The sequence below is a fragment of the Pseudomonas sp. LB1P83 genome (assembly GCF_054897885.1).
The window spans coordinates 13,724-35,784 of record NZ_CM142709.1; the positions used below are offsets into that span (position 1 = coordinate 13,724).

Here is a 22,061-nt window from a genome sequence, read left to right on the forward strand (position 1 = left end):
ATTTGAGTTGGGGCTTTTTTATGTCTGAGGGTTTTGCAGTAGTTGTAATGGCCTCTTCGCGGGCAAGCCTCGCTCCTACAAGGGGCGGGTCGTCCGCAAACGCTGGGAACGATTCATATCCGTAGGAGCGAGGCTTGCCCGCGAAGAGGCCTTCAAAGGCAACGCAAACCCCTCAGTCATAAAAAAGCCCCGCACTTCTCTCGAAGGCGGGGCTTTTGCATTGCGCTACGCGATCAGAACAGATCGATCGGCGCCGCTTCATCCGCTGGCAGCGGGCTGCCCGGCGCATTGCCGTTACCCAGTTCATTCACCGACGGTGGTGTGTCTTCAGCCTTGAACAGCTCGAAGTACGCGCCTGGCGTGCCCGGGCTGGCTGCACGGCCGCTGACCGGGTCAACCCGCAGGCTGAGGAGGCCTTCCGGCTCTGCCTGGGTGTGAGGCGGCTTGTCTTTAAGGGCAGCAGCCATGTAGTTCATCCAGATCGGCAGCGCGACGGTGCCACCGAACTCGCGTTTGCCCAGGCTTTCAGGCTGATCGAAACCCGTCCAGACGGTGGTCACGTAATCGGCGTTGTAGCCGGAGAACCAGGCGTCCTTGGATTCGTTGGTGGTGCCGGTCTTGCCCGCAATGTCACTGCGGCCCAAGGCCAATGCACGGCGGCCAGTGCCGAGTTTGATCACGTCCTCAAGCATGCTGTTGAGGATAAAGGTGGTGCGACCGTCGACGATGCGTTCGGCCACGGCTGGCGTTTGCGGTGCGGTGCCAAGTGTGGCCGGAGCCTCGCCCGGCGTCGCATTGACCGTGAATGCCTGGGCGTCGGCCGGTGCGGCGATGCCATTGGTCGCTACGTCGCCCTGAGGAACGCTAGGTGGGTTGGCGACGAACAGCGTGTCGCCATTGCGGCTTTCGATCTTGTCGATGATGTATGGGCTGATTTTGTAGCCGCCGTTGGCGAAGGTGCTCCAGCCGGTGGCGATTTCCATTGGCGTCAGGGTCGCGGTGCCCAGCGCCAGGGACAGATTGCGCGGCAGGTCCTGCTTGTTGAAGCCGAACTTGCTGATGTAGTCGATAGTGCGGTCGACGCCCAGCGCCTGCACCAGTCGGATCGACACCAGGTTGCGCGACTTGTACAGCCCTTCACGCAAGCGGATCGGGCCGAGGAAGGTGTTGGTGTCGTTCTTCGGACGCCAGACCTTGTCCAGGTATTCATCGACGAACACGATCGGCGCATCGTTCACCAGGCTGGCGGCGGTGTAGCCGTTATCCAGCGCGGCGCTGTACACGAAGGGCTTGAAGCTCGAACCCGGCTGACGCTTGGCCTGCATGGCACGGTTGTAGTTGCTCTGCTCAAAGGCGAAACCACCGACCAGCGAGCGGATGGCGCCGTTCTGCGGATCAAGGGACACCAGCGCGCCTTGCGCTTGCGGGATCTGGCTGAATTTCAGCGAATTGTCCAGTTGGCGCTGCACACGAATCAGGTCGCCGACCTGGGCCACGTCCGAGGGCTGCTTCGGATTGGCGCCCATGCTGTTGGTGTTCAGGAATGGACGTGCCCATTTCATTGTGTCCCAAGCGATGTGTTCTTCGCCGGTGCGGGTGATCACTTGCAGGCCGTTCTTGTCGACCTGGGTGACGATGGCTGGCTCAAGGCCGCTGATGGCTCGCTGCTTGGTCAGCTCGGTTGCCCAGGCCTCGCGAGTCTTGCCCGGCAGGCGCGACTCAGGACCGCGATAGCCGTGGCGCTGATCGTAGGTCATCAAGCCTTCGTGGACCGCGGTGTTGGCCATTTCCTGCAAATTGCTCGGCACCGTCGTGGTCACGCGAAAACCTTCGGTGTATGCATCGCTGCCATAGCGGCCGACCATTTCGGCACGGGCCATTTCAGCAATGTACGGCGCGTTCACTTCCGGCGTCGGCACGTGGTAGCTGGCGTTCAGCGGCTCGTTGATCGCGGTGGTGTAGTCGGCTTCGGTGATCTTGCCGAGCTTGTACATGCGCCCAAGGATCCAGTCGCGACGTTCCTTGCTGCGGGCCGGGTTGGCCAGCGGGTTAAAGCGTGAAGGGGCTTTTGGCAGGCCGGCGATCATCGCCATCTGCGCCAGGCTGACGTCACGAATCGATTTGCCGTAGTAGACCTGCGCGGCGGCTTCGATGCCGTAGGCGCGGTTACCCAGATAGATCTTGTTGACGTACAGCTCAAGGATCTCGTCCTTGGTCAGCTGCCGTTCGATCTGCAGGGCCAGGAGAATTTCGGTGGTTTTGCGCGAGAAACTGCGTTCGCTGGTCAGGAAGAAGTTCTTCGCCACCTGCATGGTGATGGTGCTGCCGCCGGACTGGATGTGTCCGCTTTTTACCAGCTGGGTTGCTGCGCGCATCAGGCTGCTGGGATCGACGCCGTAGTGATTGGCGAAATTGTCGTCTTCAGCACTTAGTAACGCATTGATGAAATTGGGGGGAATGTCGGCGAAACGGATCGGTGTGCGGCGCATTTCGCCAAATTCTGCGATCAACTTGTTGTCGCTGCTGTACACCCGCAATGGAATCTGCAACTGGATGCTTCGCAGAGCCTCCACAGATGGCAATCCCGGACTAAGGTAAAGAAACGCGCCGCTCAGACCAAGGAGCAGTCCGCAGAAAACGGCGACGATGGACCAACCGAAAAATTTCAGCAGACGAATCAAGGCTTTGGGATATCCAGGGCAAAGAATGAATTAGGCAACAGGGTTCAGATAAACAGGGAACGACCCGCGCTTGCAGTAAAAACCGGAAAAAAACGCTGGGCATTATAAGCATTTTTACGTCGAGAGCGTCATTTGCGCTGCTGTCAAGACGGGTGGTTTGAACGCAACGGGTATTACAGAGTCCGTAAGACACGGATAGTCATAGGGAATTGGTAGTGCTAGGACTCTTCAATAAAAAGGCCAACACGCTTTTGGGGATCGACATCAGCTCCACGTCGGTGAAGCTGCTTGAGCTCAGTCGCCAGGGCGACCGTTATCGGGTCGAGGCCTATGCGGTCGAACCCTTGCCCGCCAACGCGGTGGTCGAGAAAAACATCGCCGAGCTCGAAGGCGTGGGCCAGGCACTCTCGCGCGTGCTGCTCAAGGCCAAAACCAATCTCAGGAATGTCGCCGTGGCCGTCGCCGGTTCGGCAGTCATCACCAAAACCATCGAGATGGACGCCGGCCTTTCCGACGACGAGATGGAAAACCAGCTGAAGATCGAGGCCGATCAGTACATCCCCTACCCATTGGATGAAGTCGCCATCGACTTCGAAGTCCAGGGCGCGTCGGCGCGTAACCCCGAGCGGGTCAATGTGCTGCTGGCAGCCTGTCGCAAAGAAAACGTCGAGGTGCGCGAAGCCGCTCTGGCGCTGGCCGGCCTGACGGCGCGAGTGGTCGACGTCGAGGCTTACGCATTGGAGCGCTCGTTCAGCTTGCTGGCGGGTCAGCTGGCGGTCTCTCAGGAAGGGCTGACCGTGGCGGTGGTCGACATCGGCGCGACCATGACCACCCTGAGCGTGCTGTACAACGGGCGGATCATCTACACCCGCGAACAATTGTTCGGTGGGCGGCAGCTGACAGAGGAAATCCAGCGTCGTTATGGCCTGACCATCGAGCAAGCGGGGCTGGCGAAGAAGCAGGGCGGGTTGCCGGATGACTACGTCAGCGAAGTCTTGCAGCCTTTTCGCGATGCGCTGGTGCAGCAGGTTTCCCGGTCGTTGCAGTTCTTCTTCGCCTCCGGTCAGTACAACGCGGTCGATCACATCCTGCTGGCGGGCGGTACTGCGTCGGTCCCGGGGCTTGATCGCCTGATCGAACAGCGGTTGGGCACGCCGACCCAGGTGGCTAATCCGTTCTCCGACATGGCGTTGAGCAGCAAGGTCAACGCCGGAGCCCTGGCAAGCGATGCGCCGGCACTGATGATCGCCTGCGGGCTTGCTCTGCGGAGTTTCGACTGATGGCGCGGATCAATCTTCTACCCTGGCGCGAAGAGCTGCGTGAAGAGCGTCGCAAACGCTTTTTGCTGGCGCTGGTCGGTGTGTTGGTGTGTTCGGTGGGCGCGATTTTTATCGCGGACCAGGTCATCAACGGCGCCATTGACCGGCAAGTGGCCCGCAACGATTACATCGGCAAACAGATTGCCGTGGTCGACGAGCGCATCAAGCAGATCAGCGACCTGAAGTCCCGTCGCCAGCAGCTCGTCGAGCGCATGCGCATTATCCAGGACCTGCAAGGCAACCGTCCGATCAGCGGGCGGATTTTCGACCAGTTGGCGCGTACCCTGCCGGACGGGGTGTATTTCACCGAAGTGAAGATGGCTGGCAAAACCCTGTCCATTACCGGCGCGGCGGAATCGAACAATCGTGTCTCGGACTTGATGCGCAATCTGGATGCGTCCGACTGGTTCGATGCGCCGAGCCTCACGGAAGTCAAAGCCACCACCGCCGGTCAGCTGGATCAGGCCAACGTCTTTCAGTTGACCGTCCGTCAGACTCAGCCCGCCGTTGTGGAGGCTGCCAAATGAGTCCCTCCGAATGGTTCGAAGGCCTGCGCAAGATCGACATCAACGATCTGGACACCAACAACATGGGGTCCTGGCCGCCGGCCATCAAGGCCCTGGCGGGCGGCTTGCTCATGGTTCTGGTGTTGGCCCTCGGGTACACCTTTTTCATCAGTGATCTGGAAGATCACCTCACGCTGAAGCGTGAAGAAGAGTCGACTCTCAAGGAGCAATTCGCCACCAAAGCGCACATGGCAGCGAACCTGGAGCTGTACACCCAGCAGATGAAAGAGATGGAGAACTCTTTCGGCGTGCTGCTGCGCCAGTTGCCCAGCGACACTGAAGTGCCCGGACTGCTGGAAGACATCACCCGTACCGGCCTCGGTAGCGGGCTGGAGTTCGAAGAGATCAAGCTGCTCCCGGAGGTTACCCAGCAGTTCTACATCGAATTGCCGATCCAGATCACTGTTACGGGTGCCTATCACGACCTGGCGACCTTCGTCAGTGGCGTGGCCGGGTTGCCGCGGATCGTTACGCTGCATGATTTCGACTTAGCGCCGGCCGACCCCGAGGGCGGTCCGAAACTGCGTATGAGCATCCTTGCCAAGACCTACCGCTACAACGACAAGGGGCTGCAGAAATGACCCCGATTCGTTGCTTTTCGATGGTGGTGGTGTTCGCCGGCCTGGCCGGTTGTGGCAACGGCAATGACGTCAGTGACCTCGATGCCTACATGAACGAAGTGCGCCTGCGGCCACCCGGCAAGATTGAACCAACGCCGACATTCCGGTCTTACCCAACGTTCACCTACAACGCTGCCAACCTGCGCAGCCCGTTTTCCCGACAGGTCAGGGTCGACCTGGCGGGTCAGAAGCGCGGCTCGCGCAACGTCAAACCCGACCCCAACCGAGCCAAGCAATACCTCGAAGGTTTCAACATCGAGCAGTTTGAAATGGTCGGCACGATCTCCAATGCGACCGGCTCCTTCGCGCTGTTGCGCGGGGCAGGCGGGGTGCATCGGCTGAAAGTCGGCGATTACCTGGGGCGTAACGATGGGCGGATCGTCGCCATCAGCGGCTCGCAAGTCGATGTGGTCGAAATCGTTCCCGACGGCGAAGGTGCCTGGCTGGAACGGCCGCGGATCATCCCTTTGAAAGAGCACTCATAGTGGAACTCGAATAATGAACAGGATTTTCTCAACCCTCGGTATTTCGCTATGGATAGCGTTGCTGTCGCCGATGGTACAAGCGGCCAACCTCAACGCGCTGGATGTCGCCGCGCTGCCGGGTGATCGTGTCGAGTTGAAGTTATCTTTCGATGGCCCGCCACCGCAGCCCCACGGTTACACGACCGAGTCGCCTGCACGCATTGCGCTGGATCTGCCCGGTGTGGTCACCAAGCTGGCGAGCAAGAGTCGCGACCTGGGCGGCGGCAATGCCCGCAGTGCAACGGTTGTGGAAGCCAAGGACCGTACGCGGCTGATCATCAATCTGACGCAGCTGACCCCGTACAGCGCGCGAGTCGAGGGCAACAAGCTGATCGTGGTGGTCGGGGAGGGGGCCAATAACAAGGCATCCCGGCCACCCACCAGTGCACCCCGCGCCGCGACTGCAACGCCAGCCCCGGCGAAAGCCTACGCACCCGTGGGCAAGGCCATCCGGGGCGTGGATTTCCAGCGCGGTACTCAGGGCGAAGGCAATGTGGTGGTTGACCTGTCTGACCCGTCCATCGCCCCGGACATTCAGGAGCGCGACGGTAAGATCATCCTCGGTTTCGCCAAAACCCAGTTGCCTGAGCCGTTGCGCGTACGTCTGGACGTCAAGGATTTCGCCACCCCGGTGCAGTTCGTCAACGCCAGCGCCACGGGCGATCGGGCCACGATCAGCATCGAGCCCAGCGGCGCCTTCGATTACTCGACCTACCAGACCGACAACAAGCTGACGGTCAGCATCCGGCCAATGACCGTCGACGACCTGCAAAAACGTAATGCGGAGCGCTTTGCCTACACTGGTGAAAAGCTCTCGCTGAATTTCCAGGACATCGATGTGCGCTCGGTGCTGCAACTGATCGCCGATTTCACCAACCTCAATCTGGTGGCCAGCGACACGGTGCAGGGCGGTATCACGCTGCGTTTGCAGAACGTGCCGTGGGACCAGGCGCTGGACCTGGTGCTGAAAACCAAAGGCCTGGACAAGCGCAAGATCGGTAACGTCCTGTTGGTGGCGCCGGCCGATGAAATCGCCGCGCGCGAGCGTCAAGAGCTGGAATCGCAGAAGCAAATCTCCGACCTCGCGCCCCTGCGTCGAGAGCTCCTGCAGGTCAATTACGCCAAGGCTGCCGACATCGCCAAGCTGTTCACGTCGGTGACCAGTGCCGAATCGAAAATCGACGAACGGGGTTCGATCACGGTTGATGAGCGGACCAACAACATCATTGCCTACCAGACCCAGGACCGACTCGACGAACTTCGTCGCATTGTCGCGCAACTGGATATCCCGGTGCGTCAGGTGATGATCGAGGCACGAATCGTCGAAGCCAACGTCGACTACGACAAAAGCCTCGGCGTGCGCTGGGGTGGTTCGGTGCAGAACAAGGGCAACTGGAACACGTCGGGGGTCAGCAATGGTTCGTCGACCACTATTGGTACCCCGGGCAGCACCAGCACCAACTCGCCGTTTGTCGACCTTGGCGCTGCGGGCAATACCTCGGGGATCGGCATCGCCTTCATCACCGATAACGTGCTGCTGGACCTGGAGCTGACCGCGATGGAGAAGACCGGTAACGGCGAAATTGTCTCGCAACCCAAGGTGGTCACATCCGACAAGGAAACCGCGAAAATCCTCAAGGGCACCGAGATTCCCTATCAGGAAGCCAGCTCCAGCGGTGCCACTTCGGTGTCGTTCAAGGAGGCGTCGTTGTCCCTTGAGGTCACGCCGCAGATCACCCCGGACAACCGGATCATCATGGAGGTCAAAGTCACCAAGGACGAACCGGACTACCTGAACAAGGTCCAGGATGTACCGCCGATCAAGAAAAACGAGGTCAATGCCAAGGTCCTGGTCAATGATGGCGAGACCATCGTGATAGGCGGGGTTTTCTCAAATACTCAGAGCAAGGTTGTAGATAAGGTGCCATTTCTCGGTGATGTGCCGTATCTTGGCCGCCTTTTCCGGCGTGACGTGGTTTCGGAGAAAAAATCCGAGCTGCTGGTGTTTCTCACTCCGCGTATCATGAATAACCAGGCGATTGCTGTGAGTCATTGATTCTGTGCGAAATTTGATTCTTGTTGGACCGATGGGGGCTGGAAAAAGCACCATCGGCCGGTTGCTGGCCAAAGAGCTGCGCCTGCCGTTCAAAGATTCCGATAAGGAAATTGAATTGCGCACGGGCGCCAATATCCCGTGGATTTTCGATAAAGAAGGCGAACCGGGCTTTCGTGACCGCGAGCAGGCGATGATCGCCGAGCTGTGCGGCTGCGATGGCGTGGTGCTGGCGACCGGTGGCGGCGCGGTGATGCGCGAAGCCAATCGTCGGGCGCTGCACGCCGGCGGTCGGGTGGTCTATCTGCATGCCTCTGTCGAGCAGCAAGTCGGCCGCACGTCCCGTGATCGAAATCGCCCATTATTGCGCACCGCCGATCCTGCCAAGACCCTGCGGGATCTGCTGGCAATCCGCGATCCGCTGTATCGGGAAATCGCCGACCTGGTGGTTGAAACCGATGAGCGGCCGCCGCGAATGGTCGTGCTCGATATTCTCGAACGCTTGCAGCAGCTACCTCCCCGTTAAAGCGAGGCGCGAAATGCGCTATCCTCGGCGTCCTGTCACGACCGCTCAAGGTTGTGGCGGATGGCTACCGAACGGCGTCACACCAGCAGGCGCCGTGGACATTCGTTAACTCAAGGCAGGACGCCTGATTCCATCTTCACTGTGGGGACACATGCAGACACTCAAGGTCGATCTAGGCGAGCGCAGCTACCCGATTCACATTGGCGAAGGTTTGTTGGATCAGCCTGAGCTGCTGGCCCCGCACATTCGCGGACGGCAAGTGGCGATCATCTCCAACGAGACCGTCGCGCCGCTCTATCTCGAACGTCTGACCCGCAGCCTCGCGCAGTTCTCGGTGATTTCCGTGGTGCTGCCGGACGGCGAAGCCTTCAAGACCTGGGAAACCCTGCAGCTGATTTTCGACGGCCTGCTGACTGCACGCCACGACCGCCGCACCACCGTTATCGCCCTCGGCGGCGGCGTGATTGGTGACATGGCCGGTTTTGCGGCGGCCTGCTATCAGCGCGGTGTCGATTTTATTCAGGTCCCGACCACGTTGCTGTCGCAAGTCGATTCCTCGGTGGGCGGCAAGACCGGGATCAACCACCCGCTGGGCAAGAACATGGTTGGCGCCTTCTATCAGCCCAATGTGGTGCTGATCGATACCGCGACCCTCAATACCTTGCCGGCCCGCGAACTCTCTGCGGGGCTGGCGGAAGTCATCAAGTACGGGCTGATCTGCGACGAGCCGTTCCTGACCTGGCTCGAAGAAAACGTTGATCGCCTGCGCGCCCTGGACCAGGTCGCCCTGACCTACGCCATCGAACGCTCCTGCGCGGCCAAGGCCGAGGTGGTCGGTGCCGACGAGAAGGAGACCGGTGTTCGCGCCACGTTGAACCTGGGTCACACCTTCGGTCACGCTATCGAAACCCATATGGGCTATGGTGTCTGGCTTCATGGTGAAGCCGTCGCTGCTGGCACCGTAATGGCTTTGGAAATGTCCGCGCGATTGGGCTGGATCAGCGAGCAAGAGCGCGATCGCGGCATTCGTCTGTTTCAGCGTGCCGGCCTGCCGGTCATCCCGCCCGAAGAGATGACTGAAGCCGATTTTCTCGAACACATGGCAATTGACAAGAAAGTGATCGACGGTCGTTTACGCCTGGTGCTGCTGCGCCAAATGGGCGAAGCGGTGGTGACCGACGATTATCCGAAAGAAGTTTTACAGGCCACGCTGGGAGCGGATTACCGCGCCCTGGCTCAGCTTAAAGGTTAATAAGATCCGATGACTAGTTTGCATGCCGACGAGGCTTTCCTCGGCCATTACCAGTTGAGTCATGACCCTTTTGCTCCACGGGTGCCTGGCTTCAAATTCTTCCCGGCCCAGCGCAAGCCGGTGCTGGGGCAACTGCATCACCTGGCACGCTACAGCCAGTTGCTGCTGGTGGTCACCGGCCCGCAAGGCAGTGGCAAGACCCTGTTGCGCCAGGCTCTGGTGGCCAGCACGAACAAGCAGTCGGTGCAGAGCGTGGTGGTTTCCGCCCGTGGCGCGGGCGATGCTGCCGGCGTACTGCGTCAGGTGGCTCAGGCGCTGAACGTCGCCCAGGCGGAGGTCAACGCGATTCTGGCGCAGGTCGTGCAACTGGCGCTGACCGGGCAGGAAGTCTATTTGCTGGTGGATGACGCCGAACAGCTCGACGAATCCGCGCTGGAGGCCTTGCTGGCCCTGGCCGCTGGCGCACCGGAAGGTCGCCCGCATGTGTTCCTGTTCGGTGAGTCGTCGCTGATTGCGCAACTGGACGCGCTGAGCCTCGAGGAAGAGCGTTTCCACGTCATCGAGTTGCAGCCTTACACCGAAGAAGAAACCCGCGAATATCTGGACCAGCGGCTTGAAGGCGCCGGCCGGGGTATCGAACTTTTCACCGCAGATCAGATCTCTGATATTCACGAAAGCTCCGACGGCTGGCCTGGCACCATCAACCAGGTTGCCCGCGATGCGATGATCGAAGCCATGATTGCCAGCCGCTCAGCGGTCAAGCGTCCAAGTATGGGGTTCAACATGCCGAAGAAACACGTATTGGCGATTTCCGCCGTCGTCGTGGTCGCGGTAGCCGCCGCCTGGTTGATGCCGGGTCGCAGCAAAGCACCGACCACCGGCGCGCCTGCCAACGAACAGGCGCAACTGCCGCTCGGCCAGGGCGCGCCACAACCTAACAGTGGCGGTGCTCCTGCCGTCGAATTCGCCGGTAATTCGCAACCGATGCCATTGCCGCTGGTCGGCAACTCGCAACCGGTCATGCGCGGTCCGCTGGCCGAAGCGGCCGGTGGCATCACCGAAGGCGACGACGGTGTACCGGTCGAAGGTTCCAGCGCTACACCGCCCACCGTGACCACCACCGCGCCGCCTGCGGGCATCCAGCCTGGCCCTGCGCCGACGCCTGCCGCCAAGCCGGTGCCAGCGCCGACTCAGGTCGCCACAGCCAAGCCAGTCCCGACTGCGCCTGCCGTGAAGCCGGCTCCTGCACCAGCGCCAGCCAAGCCAGCCGTCGTGGCCACCGCCAAACCTGTCGAGAAACCAGCCGCTGCTGCTGCGAAAGGCGCTGGTGGTACCTGGTACGCCGGTCAACCGACGAGCAACTACGTGGTGCAGATCCTCGGCACCAGCTCCGAAGCGACCGCGCAGACCTTCGTGAAAGAGCAGGGCGGCGAGTACCGTTATTTCAAGAAAGTCCTCAACGGCAAGCCGCTTTACGTCATCACCTACGGTAACTTCGCCAACCGCGATGCAGCCCTTACCGCCATCAAGGCCTTGCCAGCGAAGGTTCAGGCTGGTAAACCTTGGCCTCGCACTGTCGCCAGCGTCCAACAGGAACTGGCAACAACTCGCTGAAGATTCGGCGGCCTTACCCAGGCCGCCTCTCCCGGCACCTCAAAATTTCTGCAAGCGCATGCCGCCTCTCCAGGCCGCGTGCCTTGTGGTGTCTGCGTTACAGTAGTCTTTGAGTCGTTGCGGTCAAAATTAAAAAAGTTTTGACTAGCACAGCAGATCGCTTTAAACCTTTCACAAATGCGACATAGATTTGCGACATTTCGTCGTCAAATTTGTGGGCCTCTGTGACGCTGTGTACAATGACCACCCTTTTGCCCCCGCTAAGCCGGCGTACGTTCGGCGCGGATCGCAAGTGGTTGAATTGAAAAGAAATTTGCCTCGGAAAGAGGCAGCCTGGTGAGAAAGTGTCTATGAAAGCAGGTCTGTACCAACCAGATGAATTCAAGGATAACTGCGGTTTCGGCCTGATAGCCCATATGCAGGGCGAGCCCAGTCATACCCTTTTGCAAACGGCCATCGAGGCCCTGACCTGCATGACCCACCGCGGTGGGATCAACGCCGACGGCAAGACCGGTGACGGTTGCGGCTTGCTGATTCAAAAGCCGGATGTGTTCCTGAGAGCGATCGCCCAGGAAACCTTCGGCGTCGAACTGCCCAAGCAATATGCCGTGGGCATGGTCTTTTTCAACCAGGACCCGGTCAAAGCCGAAGCCGCTCGCGAGAACATGAACCGCGAGATCCTCGCTGCTGGCCTGCAACTCGTCGGCTGGCGCAAAGTGCCGATCGACACCAGCGTCCTCGGCCGTCTGGCCCTGGAGCGCCTGCCGCAGATCGAACAGGTGTACATCGGCGGTGAAGGCCTGAGCGATCAGGACATGGCGATCAAGCTGTTCACCTCCCGTCGTCGTTCGTCCGTGGCCAACGCCGCCGACACCGATCACTACATCTGCAGCTTTTCGCACAAGACCATTATTTATAAAGGCCTGATGATGCCGGCGGATCTGTCCGCCTTCTACCCAGACCTCAGCGACCAGCGCCTGCAAACCTCGATTTGCGTGTTCCACCAGCGCTTCTCCACCAACACCTTGCCGAAATGGCCGCTGGCTCAACCGTTCCGCTTCCTGGCGCACAACGGCGAGATCAACACCATCACCGGCAACCGCAACTGGGCCGTGGCCCGTCGCACCAAGTTCACCAACGACCTGATGGACCTGGAAGAACTCGGCCCGTTGGTCAACCGCGTCGGTTCAGACTCCTCCAGCATGGACAACATGCTTGAGCTGATGGTCACCGGTGGCATCGACCTATTCCGTGGCGTGCGGATGATCATTCCGCCTGCGTGGCAGAACGTCGAAACCATGGACCCGGATCTGCGTGCGTTCTACGAATACAACTCGATGCACATGGAACCGTGGGACGGCCCGGCCGGCGTGGTAATGACCGACGGTCGTTACGCGGTGTGCCTGCTCGACCGTAACGGTCTGCGTCCGGCGCGTTGGGTCACCACCAAAAACGGTTTCATCACCCTGGCTTCGGAAATCGGTGTCTGGAACTACCAGCCTGAAGACGTGATCGCCAAGGGTCGCGTCGGGCCGGGTCAGATCTTTGCCGTGGACACCGAAACCGGTCAGATCCTCGACACCGACGCCATCGACAACCGCTTGAAGTCCCGTCATCCGTACAAGCAATGGCTGCGCAAGAACGCCCTGCGCATCCAGGCGACCATGGAAGACAACGACCACGGTTCGGCGTTCTACGACGTCGATCAGCTCAAGCAGTACATGAAGATGTACCAGGTCACGTTCGAAGAGCGTGATCAGGTGCTGCGTCCGCTCGGCGAGCAAGGCTACGAAGCCGTCGGCTCGATGGGCGACGATACGCCGATGGCCGTGCTGTCCCAGCGCGTGCGCACGCCGTACGACTATTTCCGCCAGCAGTTCGCACAGGTCACCAACCCGCCGATCGACCCGCTGCGTGAAGCCATCGTCATGTCGCTGGAGATCTGCCTCGGTGCCGAGCGCAACATCTTCCAGGAGTCGCCGGAACACGCCTCGCGCGTGATCCTCAGCTCGCCGGTCATTTCCCCGGCCAAGTGGCGTTCGCTGATGAACCTCGATCGCCCGGGCTTCGAGCGCGCGATCATCGACCTCAACTACGACGAAAGCGTCGGCCTCGAAGCGGCCATCCGCAACGTCGCCGATCAGGCTGAAGAAGCCGTGCGTTCCGGTCGCACCCAGGTTGTGCTGAGTGACCGTCACATTGCCCCCGGCAAGTTGCCGATCCACGCTTCGCTCGCTACCGGCGCGGTGCACCACCGCCTGACCGAAAAAGGCCTGCGTTGCGATTCCAACATCCTCGTGGAAACCGCCACCGCTCGCGACCCGCATCACTTTGCGGTGCTGATCGGTTTCGGCGCCTCGGCGGTCTATCCGTTCCTGGCCTACGAAGTGCTGGGCGACCTGATCCGTACCGGTGAAGTGCTGGGCGACCTCTATGAGGTGTTCAAGAACTACCGCAAAGGCATCACCAAAGGTCTGCTGAAGATCCTGTCGAAGATGGGCATCTCGACCATCACCTCGTATCGCGGTGCACAACTGTTCGAAGCCATCGGCCTGTCCGAAGAAGTCTGCGAACTGAGCTTCCGTGGTGTGCCGAGCCGCATCAAGGGTGCGCGTTTCGTCGACATCGAAGCCGAGCAGAAAGCCCTGGCCGCCGAAGCCTGGAGCCCGCGCAAGCCGATCCAGCAAGGTGGTTTGCTGAAGTTCGTCCACGGTGGCGAATATCACGCGTACAACCCTGACGTGGTCAACACCCTGCAGGCCGCTGTGCAGCAGGGCGACTACAGCAAGTTCAAGGAATACACGGCGCTGGTGGACAACCGTCCGGTGTCGATGATCCGCGATCTGTTCAAGGTAAAAACCCTGGACACGCCGCTGGACATCAGCGAGATCGAACCGCTGGAATCGGTGCTCAAGCGCTTCGACTCCGCCGGCATCTCCCTCGGTGCGCTGTCGCCGGAAGCTCACGAAGCCCTGGCCGAAGCCATGAACCGCCTCGGTGCGCGTTCCAACTCCGGCGAAGGCGGCGAAGATCCGGCGCGCTACGGCACCATCAAGAGCTCGAAAATCAAACAGGTTGCGACGGGCCGTTTCGGTGTGACCCCGGAATACCTGGTCAACGCTGAAGTGCTGCAGATCAAAGTCGCCCAGGGCGCCAAGCCCGGCGAAGGTGGTCAGCTGCCAGGTGGCAAGGTCAACGGTCTGATCGCCAAGCTGCGATACGCAGTGCCGGGCGTGACCCTGATTTCGCCACCGCCGCACCACGACATCTATTCGATCGAAGACTTGTCGCAGCTGATTTTCGATCTGAAACAAGTCAACCCGAAGGCCTTGGTCTCGGTGAAGCTGGTAGCAGAAGCAGGCGTCGGCACCATCGCCGCCGGTGTGGCCAAGGCCTATGCGGACTTGATCACCATCTCCGGCTACGACGGCGGCACCGGTGCATCGCCGCTGACGTCGATCAAATACGCGGGCGCTCCGTGGGAACTCGGCCTGGCCGAAACCCACCAGACCCTGCGCGGCAACGACCTGCGCGGCAAAGTGCGGGTACAAACCGACGGCGGTCTGAAAACCGGCCTCGACGTGATCAAGGCTGCCATCCTCGGCGCTGAAAGCTTCGGCTTCGGCACCGCGCCAATGATCGCGCTGGGCTGCAAATACCTGCGCATCTGCCACCTGAACAACTGCGCCACCGGCGTCGCGACTCAGAACGAAAAGCTGCGCAAGGATCACTACATCGGCACCGTCGACATGGTGGTGAATTTCTTCACCTACGTCGCCGAAGAAACCCGTGAGTGGCTGGCCAAGCTGGGCGTGCGCTCCCTCGAGGAACTGATCGGCCGTACCGATCTGCTGGACATCCTCGAAGGCCAGACCGCCAAGCAGCAACACCTGGACCTGACCCCGTTGCTCGGCAGCGACCACATTCCGGCAGACAAGCCTCAGTTCTGCCAGGTCGACCGCAACCCGCCGTTCGACAAAGGCCTGCTGGCCGAGAAAATGGTCGATATGGCCACCTCGGCCATCAACGACATGAGCGGCGCCGATTTCGCCCTGGATATCTGCAACTGCGACCGTTCGATCGGCGCGCGGATCTCCGGTGAAATCGCTCGCAAGCACGGCAACCAAGGCATGGCGAACGCGCCGATCACCTTCCGCTTCAAAGGGACGGCCGGTCAGAGCTTCGGCGTGTGGAACGCCGGCGGCCTGAACATGTACCTGGAAGGCGACGCCAACGACTACGTCGGCAAAGGCATGACCGGCGGCAAGCTGGTCATCGTTCCGCCGAAGGGCAGCGTCTACAAAACTCAGGACAGTGCCATCATTGGTAACACCTGCCTGTACGGCGCCACGGGCGGCAAGCTGTTCGCCGCCGGTACCGCGGGCGAGCGTTTTGCCGTGCGTAACTCCGGTGCTCACACGGTAGTGGAAGGCACCGGCGATCACTGCTGCGAGTACATGACCGGTGGTTTCGTCTGCGTCTTGGGCAAGACCGGTTATAACTTCGGCTCAGGCATGACCGGCGGTTTCGCCTACGTGCTCGACCAGGACAACAGCTTCGTTGACCGGGTCAACCACGAACTGGTGGAAATCCAGCGGATCAGCGGTGAGGCGATGGAAGCCTATCGCAGCCACCTGCAACGCGTGCTGAACGAATACGTCGAGGAAACCGACAGCGAGTGGGGCCGTAACCTCGCTGAAAACCTCGACGACTATCTGCGTCGTTTCTGGCTCGTCAAACCGAAAGCGGCGAGCTTGAAATCTTTGCTCTCCAGTACTCGTGCGAGTCCGCAATAAACGACGCAGCAGCAAGCGGCAAGCTCCAAGCCGCAAGTTAACAGCAGTGCGCGTTGTGCCTGCCACCGTGATTGTCTTGCAGCTTGAAGCTTGTAGCTTGAAGCTGTCGTGTAAGAGGTTTTGAAGATGGCCGAACGTCTCAATAACGACTTCCAGTTCATCGACGTCGGGCGCAAAGATCCGAAGAAGAAACTGTTGCGTCAACGCAAGAAAGAGTTCGTGGAGATCTACGAACCCTTCAAACCCCAGCATTCGGCCGATCAGGCCCACCGCTGCCTGGGTTGCGGTAACCCGTATTGCGAATGGAAGTGCCCGGTGCACAACTTCATTCCGAACTGGCTGAAACTGGTGGCCGAGGGCAACATCCTCCAGGCCGCCGAGCTGTCGCACCAGACCAACACCCTGCCGGAAGTGTGCGGCCGGGTGTGCCCGCAGGATCGTCTGTGCGAGGGTGCCTGCACCCTTAACGACGGCTTCGGTGCGGTGACCATCGGTTCGGTCGAGAAGTACATCACCGACACCGCGTTCGCCATGGGCTGGCGTCCGGACATGTCCAAGGTCATACCGACCGGCAAGCGTGTTGCCATCATCGGCGCGGGCCCTGCTGGCCTGGGTTGTGCCGATGTGCTGGTACGTGGCGGCGTGACTCCGGTGGTGTTCGACAAGAACCCGGAGATCGGCGGTCTGCTGACCTTCGGTATCCCGGAGTTCAAGCTGGAAAAGACCGTGCTGAGCAATCGTCGCGAAGTCTTCACCGGCATGGGCATCGAGTTCCGCCTGAACACCGAAGTGGGCAAGGACGTGACCGTCGAGCAACTGCTCGAAGAATACGATGCCGTGTTCATGGGCATGGGCACCTACACCTACATGAAGGGCGGCTTTGCCGGTGAGGACTTGCCGGGCGTGCATGACGCGCTGGACTTCCTGATCGCCAACGTCAACCGCAACCTGGGCTTTGAAAAGTCGCCGGAAGATTTCGTCGACATGAAAGGCAAAAAGGTCGTGGTACTGGGCGGCGGCGATACGGCGATGGACTGCAACCGTACGTCGATTCGCCAGGGCGCCAAGTCGGTGACCTGCGCCTATCGTCGTGACGAAGCGAACATGCCGGGCTCGCGCAAAGAGGTGAAAAACGCCAAGGAAGAAGGCGTGAAATTCCTCTACAACCGCCAGCCGATCGCCATCGTTGGTGAGGACAAGGTTGAAGGCGTGAAAGTGGTCGAGACCCGTCTCGGCGAGCCGGACGCCCGTGGCCGTCGTAGCCCCGAGCCGATCCCGGGCTCCGAAGAGATCATCCCGGCCGACGCCGTGGTCATCGCGTTCGGTTTCCGTCCAAGCCCGGCACCGTGGTTCGAACAGCACAGCATCCAGACCGACAGCCAGGGCCGCGTTGTGGCTCCGGAACAAGGCCAGTACAAGCACCAGACCAGCAACCCGAAAATCTTCGCCGGTGGCGATATGGTTCGTGGTTCTGACCTGGTGGTGACGGCGATCTTCGAAGGCCGCAACGCCGCCGAAGGGATCCTGGATTACCTGGGCGTCTGACGACGCCAGCTTCAAGCTTCAAGCTATTAGCTGCAAGCTTAAAGCCACAGCGCTTGCGGCTTGCAGCTTGAAACTTGCAGCTGTTCTTCTGCGACAAATTGACCCGATAGACAAAAGGCACGGCTCTTGCCGTGCCTTTTGCGTCGCGCTCTGAGAAAATGCCCGCACTTTTTTTCCGGATGCCGACATGACTGCCCTGAAGAACGACCGTTTCCTTCGCGCCCTGCTCAAGCAACCCGTAGACGTCACGCCTGTCTGGATGATGCGTCAGGCCGGTCGCTACCTGCCGGAATACCGCGCCAGCCGTGCCAAGGCCGGCGACTTCATGAGCCTGTGCATGAACCCGGAGTTCGCTTGCGAAGTCACGATGCAGCCGCTCGACCGCTATCCACAACTGGACGCGGCGATCCTGTTTTCCGACATCCTGACCATCCCCGATGCGATGGGCCAAGGCCTGTACTTCGAAACCGGTGAAGGTCCGCGCTTCAAGAAAGTCGTCAGCACCCTGGCCGACATCGAAGCCCTGCCGATTCCTGATCCGCACAAAGACCTCGGCTACGTCATGGACGCGGTCAGCACCATCCGCCGCGAACTGAACGGCCGTGTGCCGCTGATCGGCTTCGCCGGCAGCCCATGGACCCTGGCCACCTACATGGTCGAAGGCGGCTCGTCGAAAGACTACCGCAAGACCAAAACCATGCTCTACGACAACCCGCAAGCCTTGCACCTGCTCCTGGACAAGCTCGCGCAGACGGTCACCAGCTACCTCAATGGCCAGATCATGGCCGGGGCGCAAGCGGTGCAGATCTTCGACAGCTGGGGCGGCAGCCTTTCGGCGGCGGCGTACCAGGAATTCTCCCTGGCCTACATGAAAAAAATCGTCAGTGGCCTGATCCGCGAGCACGAAGGCCGCAAAGTGCCGGTCATCCTGTTCACCAAGAACGGCGGCCTGTGGCTGGAAAGCATCGCCGACGCCGGTGCCGATGCCCTCGGCCTGGACTGGACCTGCGACATCGGCAGCGCCCGTGACCGCGTCGGCAGCAAAGTCGCCCTGCAAGGCAACATGGACCCGACCGTGCTCTACGCCAAGCCAGAAGCCATTCGCACCGAAGTCGGCCGGATTCTCGCCAGCTATGGCAAGGGCAGCGGCCACGTGTTCAACCTCGGCCATGGCATCACGCCGGAAGTTGATCCGGAACATGCAGGCGCGTTCCTGCGTGCGGTGCATGAGCTGTCGGCGCAGTATCACGAGTGATCGTCGCCCAATAAAAAACGCCCGGCTAATGCTGGGCGTTTTTTTATGTTTTTTTAGCGGCCGAGGAGTTGTTCGGCGTAGCGGGCGATGATGTGGTCGAAGGCGTCATGTTGGCCGTTTCGCGGATGACGATATCGCTGGATGATTGCGTCGAGTTCTTCTACGGAAAAGTCAGCCAGGAAGTCGTCATCGAAGATGCCCTCCAATTTCTCCTTGCGGCGATTATTAAGAAAGCTGATGTCCAGGGCGAGTATGTCGATCATGTTCTTGGCCGGTGTCTCGGCGTTTGCGCTTTCTATTTGGCCAATCAGCGTAAATCTGAATTGGCTCTCACAGTCTTCTTCTAAAGGCGATATGTGAGAGTCTTCGGAAAATCTGTTCGCCTTGTTGTGCCCACAGTGGGCGGGCTTTGGTTCTTCTGTCTCACCTTGGCAGGAAGCGTGGAGATTGGTGTACTCCAGGTCCAAATGGTCGAAGGGGTTTTGGGGGCGAAAATGCTCTATATGGCTGGATTGCAAACTGATTTTGTTTCCGCAATAGCAACACACATAACCTTGTTCGCGAAGCAGGCTCTCGTGTAGGACTCGTTTCTCAGGATTGCGGAGAATTGAGTAGGAAGGCTTCCACTCCTCACTTGCTAACGCTTTCCACTGGATAAATGAAGCAGGCTCAGTTCCTTTGATCACTCGCTTCATCGGCCAATAATCTCCTTACGCCTTAACAATGCTTCGGCTCTCAGGAATTCGGGCAGATCTGGAGCTTTTGTTTTGAGCGTCTGAAGCAGCAATTTGGCCTTTTCAGTGTCGTTATCTTCTAGAGTTGAAAACAGCTCCGAAAGCAGAGCTTCAATCTCCGGCTCGCGTTGGGCGACGTCCATAACTTCCTCAAGTACACGACTTGAGTCGAGACCGTAGGTGACCCGAGGATGAGATGGATCTCCATCATTCAGGACGATAACTTCTTCGGGTTTCAGGCTGCCGATAATTTGTGGTGAGTGACTGGCAGCGATGAATTGGACTTTAGGGAATGCTTTTTTCAATGCCGGAACGATGCTGCGCTGCCAAGCGGGGTGAAGGTGGATATCCAGTTCGTCGATGATGACCACGCCTGAGGTGTTTTTCAGAACGTCCTTGCCCATATGCGGGTTGAGGATGCACATGCGTCGGGCTATATCGGCGAAGAGAGCGACCATGCCGCGTTGGCCATCACTGAGATTGTTGAAAGGGATGGTTTTCTCACCTTCAACATCAATCAACAAGCTTTGAAGTCTGAGGTCGTAACGAAGATCTTTTGTTTTTGGCAGCGCTATCTCGATTGCTTGGTTGACCCACGCCAGTTCGTCATCGAACTTGGATAATGCTGATTTGGCATCCAACACATTTTGCATACGTTCTAGCGTCTTACCGATGAGCCAACTTTCAAAATCTTTTAAGTCGGTAACAGCGTCAAACCAGTTCGTGTATCCGTCCAGGCGAGAGATTTTTTGCTGGGCTGCAGACTCAGCTGAAATATTTGCACCTTTCCACTGACGATTGGATCTGTAGAAAGCGAGTACAGGCAGCTCGATCTTTTCTCCAAGATCGAATCTTACTAACTCTTTATCCGTCGCAAGACCCAATTCATCATTTACGAGAGGTGGGAAATTCTCGCCCGCCTGAGTGGTTTCCCACTTCTTTACCCTTAGAATTTCTCCCTGCCCCTCAAGCAAAAGCGGGAATTTTCGTTCGAAGCGACTACGACCTTCAAATTTGTTAATGACAAAGCGAGCATCCTCTTGGGCTAAGCCAATTGGTTGCAGTTTCATTGTGTTCGCATATTCGATGAACGAAACCGCCACCGCCTGCAACAACGAAGTCTTCCCACTCCCATTGACCCCCACCACCAGATTGAAACCCGGCTGAAAGTCGAAAGTGGCATCTTCGTAGCAACGAAAATTCTTAATGTGGAGACGGTCCAGGCGCATTCTGGCTTCCCTTTACCAAGATTGACGAATGCCGTCAGTGTACCTTGGCTCGCGATTACCGCTAGGGCGCGTTTTATGGCTAAACCTGTGCGGTGCCAGGCAGCGGCGGCAACTTCGCCAGCTTCAACGCCACAAGCAACGCAATCACCAGCAACGCACCAATAAACAACCCGATCCCGTTCCACCCACCCAAATGCCAGAACACTCCGCCCGCCGTCCCGGCGATGCTCGACCCGGCGTAGTAACTGAACAGGTAAAGCGACGAAGCCTGCCCCTTGGCCTTGACCGCCCGACGCCCGATCCAGCTACTTGCCACCGAATGCGCGCCAAAGAAGCCGAACGTGAAGATCAACATGCCGACAATCACCACCGGCAGCGGCGTGAACATGGTCAGGGCAAGGCCGGCGAGCATCAGCACGATCGTCGCCCACAGCACTTTGCGCCGACCCAGTCTATCGGCCAAAGAGCCGATTTTCGCCGAGCTGTAGATGCCCGACAGGTACACCACCGACAGCAGACCGACGAACACCTGATCCATGTGGTACGGCTCGGCCAGCAAGCGATAGCCGATGTAGTTGAACAGCGTGACGAACGCGCCCATCAGCACAAAGGCCTCAAGGAACAGCAGCGGCAACCCGGCATCGCGAAAGTGCATGGTGAAGCCGTCGAGCAGGCTGCGCGGGTGCAGCGAGCGGGCGCGGAAGTTGCGTGATTCGGGGAGAATTTTCCAGAACACCGTCGCCGCGATCAGCGCCAGACCGCCAATCACCAGCATCGCGGTGTGCCAGCTGACGAAGTCGATCAATACGCCAGTGATCAAGCGGCCGCTCATCCCGCCAATCGCGTTGCCGCCGATGTACAAACCCATTGCCAGACCGATGTGTTGCGGGTGGATCTCTTCGCTCAGGTAGGTCATGGCGACCGCCGCCAGGCCGCTCAACGACAAGCCGATCAACGCGCGCATCACCAACACGCCTTGCCAGCTTGGCATCATCGCGCTGGCCATGGTGCACAGCGCTGCGGCGAACAAGGCCGCCACCATTACCGGTTTGCGTCCGACGCGATCGGAAATCGGCCCGGTGATCAGCAGGCCGATGGCGAGCATCCCGGTTGCCACCGACAGGATCAGGCTGCTCTGCGCCGCGTTGATCGAGTACTCGTGGGACAGCAGTGGCATCATCGGCTGCACGCAGTAGAGCAGGGCGAAAGTCGCAAAGCCGCCGGAGAACAGCGCCAATACCGTGCGCATGAACATCGGCGTGCCTTTTTCGATGTAGATCTCTTTCAATTCGGCGACAACATCGTCCACCGCAGCGGGCGGAGCTTCATGGGCAAGGGGGGCGACAG

General features: G+C 59.6%; 15 protein-coding genes. 11 read left to right on the forward strand and 4 right to left on the reverse strand.

Annotated features, from left to right (window positions below; all coding sequences use genetic code 11):
* Nucleotides 1-233: 233 nt before the first annotated feature.
* Nucleotides 234-2,678: a penicillin-binding protein 1A gene (locus ACYZTY_RS00065; RefSeq protein WP_461959420.1), complete on the reverse strand. Its 2,445-nt coding sequence runs from the start codon at nt 2,676-2,678 to the stop codon at nt 234-236.
* A 218-nt stretch (nt 2,679-2,896) separates the two neighbouring features.
* Between ACYZTY_RS00065 and ACYZTY_RS00070 the strand changes: the two genes are divergently transcribed.
* The 11 genes from ACYZTY_RS00070 to hemE all read left to right on the forward strand — a co-directional run bounded on the left by ACYZTY_RS00070 (nt 2,897) and on the right by hemE (nt 18,751).
* A complete protein-coding gene (locus ACYZTY_RS00070; protein WP_461956787.1) occupies nt 2,897-3,961 on the forward strand; it encodes a pilus assembly protein PilM in 1,065 nt (354 codons plus the stop codon).
* On the forward strand, nt 3,961-4,527 hold the full coding sequence (locus tag ACYZTY_RS00075; protein ID WP_461956788.1) for a PilN domain-containing protein: 567 nt from the start codon (nt 3,961-3,963) through the stop codon (nt 4,525-4,527). The genes ACYZTY_RS00070 and ACYZTY_RS00075 overlap by 1 nt, the downstream gene beginning before the upstream one ends.
* On the forward strand, nt 4,524-5,147 hold the full coding sequence (gene pilO / locus ACYZTY_RS00080) for a type 4a pilus biogenesis protein PilO (protein WP_461956789.1): 624 nt from the start codon (nt 4,524-4,526) through the stop codon (nt 5,145-5,147). The genes ACYZTY_RS00075 and pilO overlap by 4 nt, the downstream gene beginning before the upstream one ends.
* Nucleotides 5,144-5,671, forward strand: coding sequence for a pilus assembly protein PilP (locus ACYZTY_RS00085; protein ID WP_461956790.1), 528 nt, complete (start codon nt 5,144-5,146; stop codon nt 5,669-5,671). Before pilO ends, ACYZTY_RS00085 begins: the two co-directional genes overlap by 4 nt.
* 13 nt (nt 5,672-5,684) lie before the next feature.
* A complete protein-coding gene (pilQ, locus tag ACYZTY_RS00090) occupies nt 5,685-7,766 on the forward strand; it encodes a type IV pilus secretin PilQ (RefSeq protein ID WP_461956791.1) in 2,082 nt (693 codons plus the stop codon).
* A 4-nt stretch (nt 7,767-7,770) separates the two neighbouring features.
* Entirely contained in the window at nt 7,771-8,289 is a 519-nt protein-coding gene (gene aroK / locus ACYZTY_RS00095; protein ID WP_010464421.1) for a shikimate kinase AroK, read from the forward strand.
* Nucleotides 8,290-8,440: 151 nt separating this feature from the next.
* On the forward strand, nt 8,441-9,541 hold the full coding sequence (gene aroB / locus ACYZTY_RS00100; RefSeq protein WP_461956792.1) for a 3-dehydroquinate synthase: 1,101 nt from the start codon (nt 8,441-8,443) through the stop codon (nt 9,539-9,541).
* A 9-nt stretch (nt 9,542-9,550) separates the two neighbouring features.
* Nucleotides 9,551-11,155, forward strand: a complete 1,605-nt coding sequence (locus tag ACYZTY_RS00105; RefSeq protein ID WP_461956793.1) for an AAA family ATPase — start codon at nt 9,551-9,553, stop codon at nt 11,153-11,155.
* 350 nt (nt 11,156-11,505) lie between these two features.
* Nucleotides 11,506-15,951: a glutamate synthase large subunit gene (gene gltB / locus ACYZTY_RS00110; RefSeq protein WP_461956794.1), complete on the forward strand. Its 4,446-nt coding sequence runs from the start codon at nt 11,506-11,508 to the stop codon at nt 15,949-15,951.
* Between the two features lie 126 nt (nt 15,952-16,077).
* Nucleotides 16,078-17,496 (forward strand): FAD-dependent oxidoreductase, encoded by a 1,419-nt coding sequence (locus ACYZTY_RS00115; RefSeq protein WP_461956795.1) that lies wholly within the window; start codon nt 16,078-16,080, stop codon nt 17,494-17,496.
* Between the two features lie 187 nt (nt 17,497-17,683).
* Nucleotides 17,684-18,751, forward strand: coding sequence for a uroporphyrinogen decarboxylase (gene hemE, locus ACYZTY_RS00120; RefSeq protein ID WP_131061449.1), 1,068 nt, complete (start codon nt 17,684-17,686; stop codon nt 18,749-18,751).
* A 53-nt stretch (nt 18,752-18,804) separates the two neighbouring features.
* Here hemE and ACYZTY_RS00125 read toward each other — a convergent pair whose 3' ends face one another.
* The 3 genes from ACYZTY_RS00125 to ACYZTY_RS00135 all read right to left on the reverse strand — a co-directional run bounded on the left by ACYZTY_RS00125 (nt 18,805) and on the right by ACYZTY_RS00135 (nt 22,023).
* Nucleotides 18,805-19,446, reverse strand: a complete 642-nt coding sequence (locus ACYZTY_RS00125; RefSeq protein WP_461956796.1) for a retron system putative HNH endonuclease — start codon at nt 19,444-19,446, stop codon at nt 18,805-18,807.
* Nucleotides 19,443-20,714 carry an AAA family ATPase gene (locus tag ACYZTY_RS00130; protein WP_461956797.1) on the reverse strand — a complete coding sequence of 424 codons (1,272 nt, stop codon included), beginning with the start codon at nt 20,712-20,714 and terminating at the stop codon, nt 19,443-19,445. Before ACYZTY_RS00130 ends, ACYZTY_RS00125 begins: the two co-directional genes overlap by 4 nt.
* A 79-nt stretch (nt 20,715-20,793) precedes the next feature.
* Complete coding sequence (locus ACYZTY_RS00135; RefSeq protein ID WP_461959421.1) at nt 20,794-22,023, reverse strand: MFS transporter; 1,230 nt, start codon at nt 22,021-22,023, stop codon at nt 20,794-20,796.
* Nucleotides 22,024-22,061: the final 38 nt, after the last annotated feature.

Excerpts from the sequence above, each read along its gene's own strand:
- ACYZTY_RS00085 (WP_461956790.1), top strand. The coding sequence starts at position 5,144 with ATGACCCCGATTCGTTGCTTTTCGATGGTGGTGGTGTTCGCCGGCCTG.
- pilQ (WP_461956791.1), top strand. The coding sequence starts at position 5,685 with ATGAACAGGATTTTCTCAACCCTCGGTATTTCGCTATGGATAGCGTTG.
- ACYZTY_RS00130 (WP_461956797.1), bottom strand. The coding sequence starts at position 20,714 with ATGCGCCTGGACCGTCTCCACATTAAGAATTTTCGTTGCTACGAAGAT.
- gltB (WP_461956794.1), top strand. The coding sequence starts at position 11,506 with ATGAAAGCAGGTCTGTACCAACCAGATGAATTCAAGGATAACTGCGGT.
- hemE (WP_131061449.1), top strand. The coding sequence starts at position 17,684 with ATGACTGCCCTGAAGAACGACCGTTTCCTTCGCGCCCTGCTCAAGCAA.
- ACYZTY_RS00125 (WP_461956796.1), bottom strand. The coding sequence starts at position 19,446 with ATGAAGCGAGTGATCAAAGGAACTGAGCCTGCTTCATTTATCCAGTGG.
- ACYZTY_RS00115 (WP_461956795.1), top strand. The coding sequence starts at position 16,078 with ATGGCCGAACGTCTCAATAACGACTTCCAGTTCATCGACGTCGGGCGC.
- ACYZTY_RS00105 (WP_461956793.1), top strand. The coding sequence starts at position 9,551 with ATGACTAGTTTGCATGCCGACGAGGCTTTCCTCGGCCATTACCAGTTG.
- aroB (WP_461956792.1), top strand. The coding sequence starts at position 8,441 with ATGCAGACACTCAAGGTCGATCTAGGCGAGCGCAGCTACCCGATTCAC.
- pilO (WP_461956789.1), top strand. The coding sequence starts at position 4,524 with ATGAGTCCCTCCGAATGGTTCGAAGGCCTGCGCAAGATCGACATCAAC.
- ACYZTY_RS00075 (WP_461956788.1), top strand. The coding sequence starts at position 3,961 with ATGGCGCGGATCAATCTTCTACCCTGGCGCGAAGAGCTGCGTGAAGAG.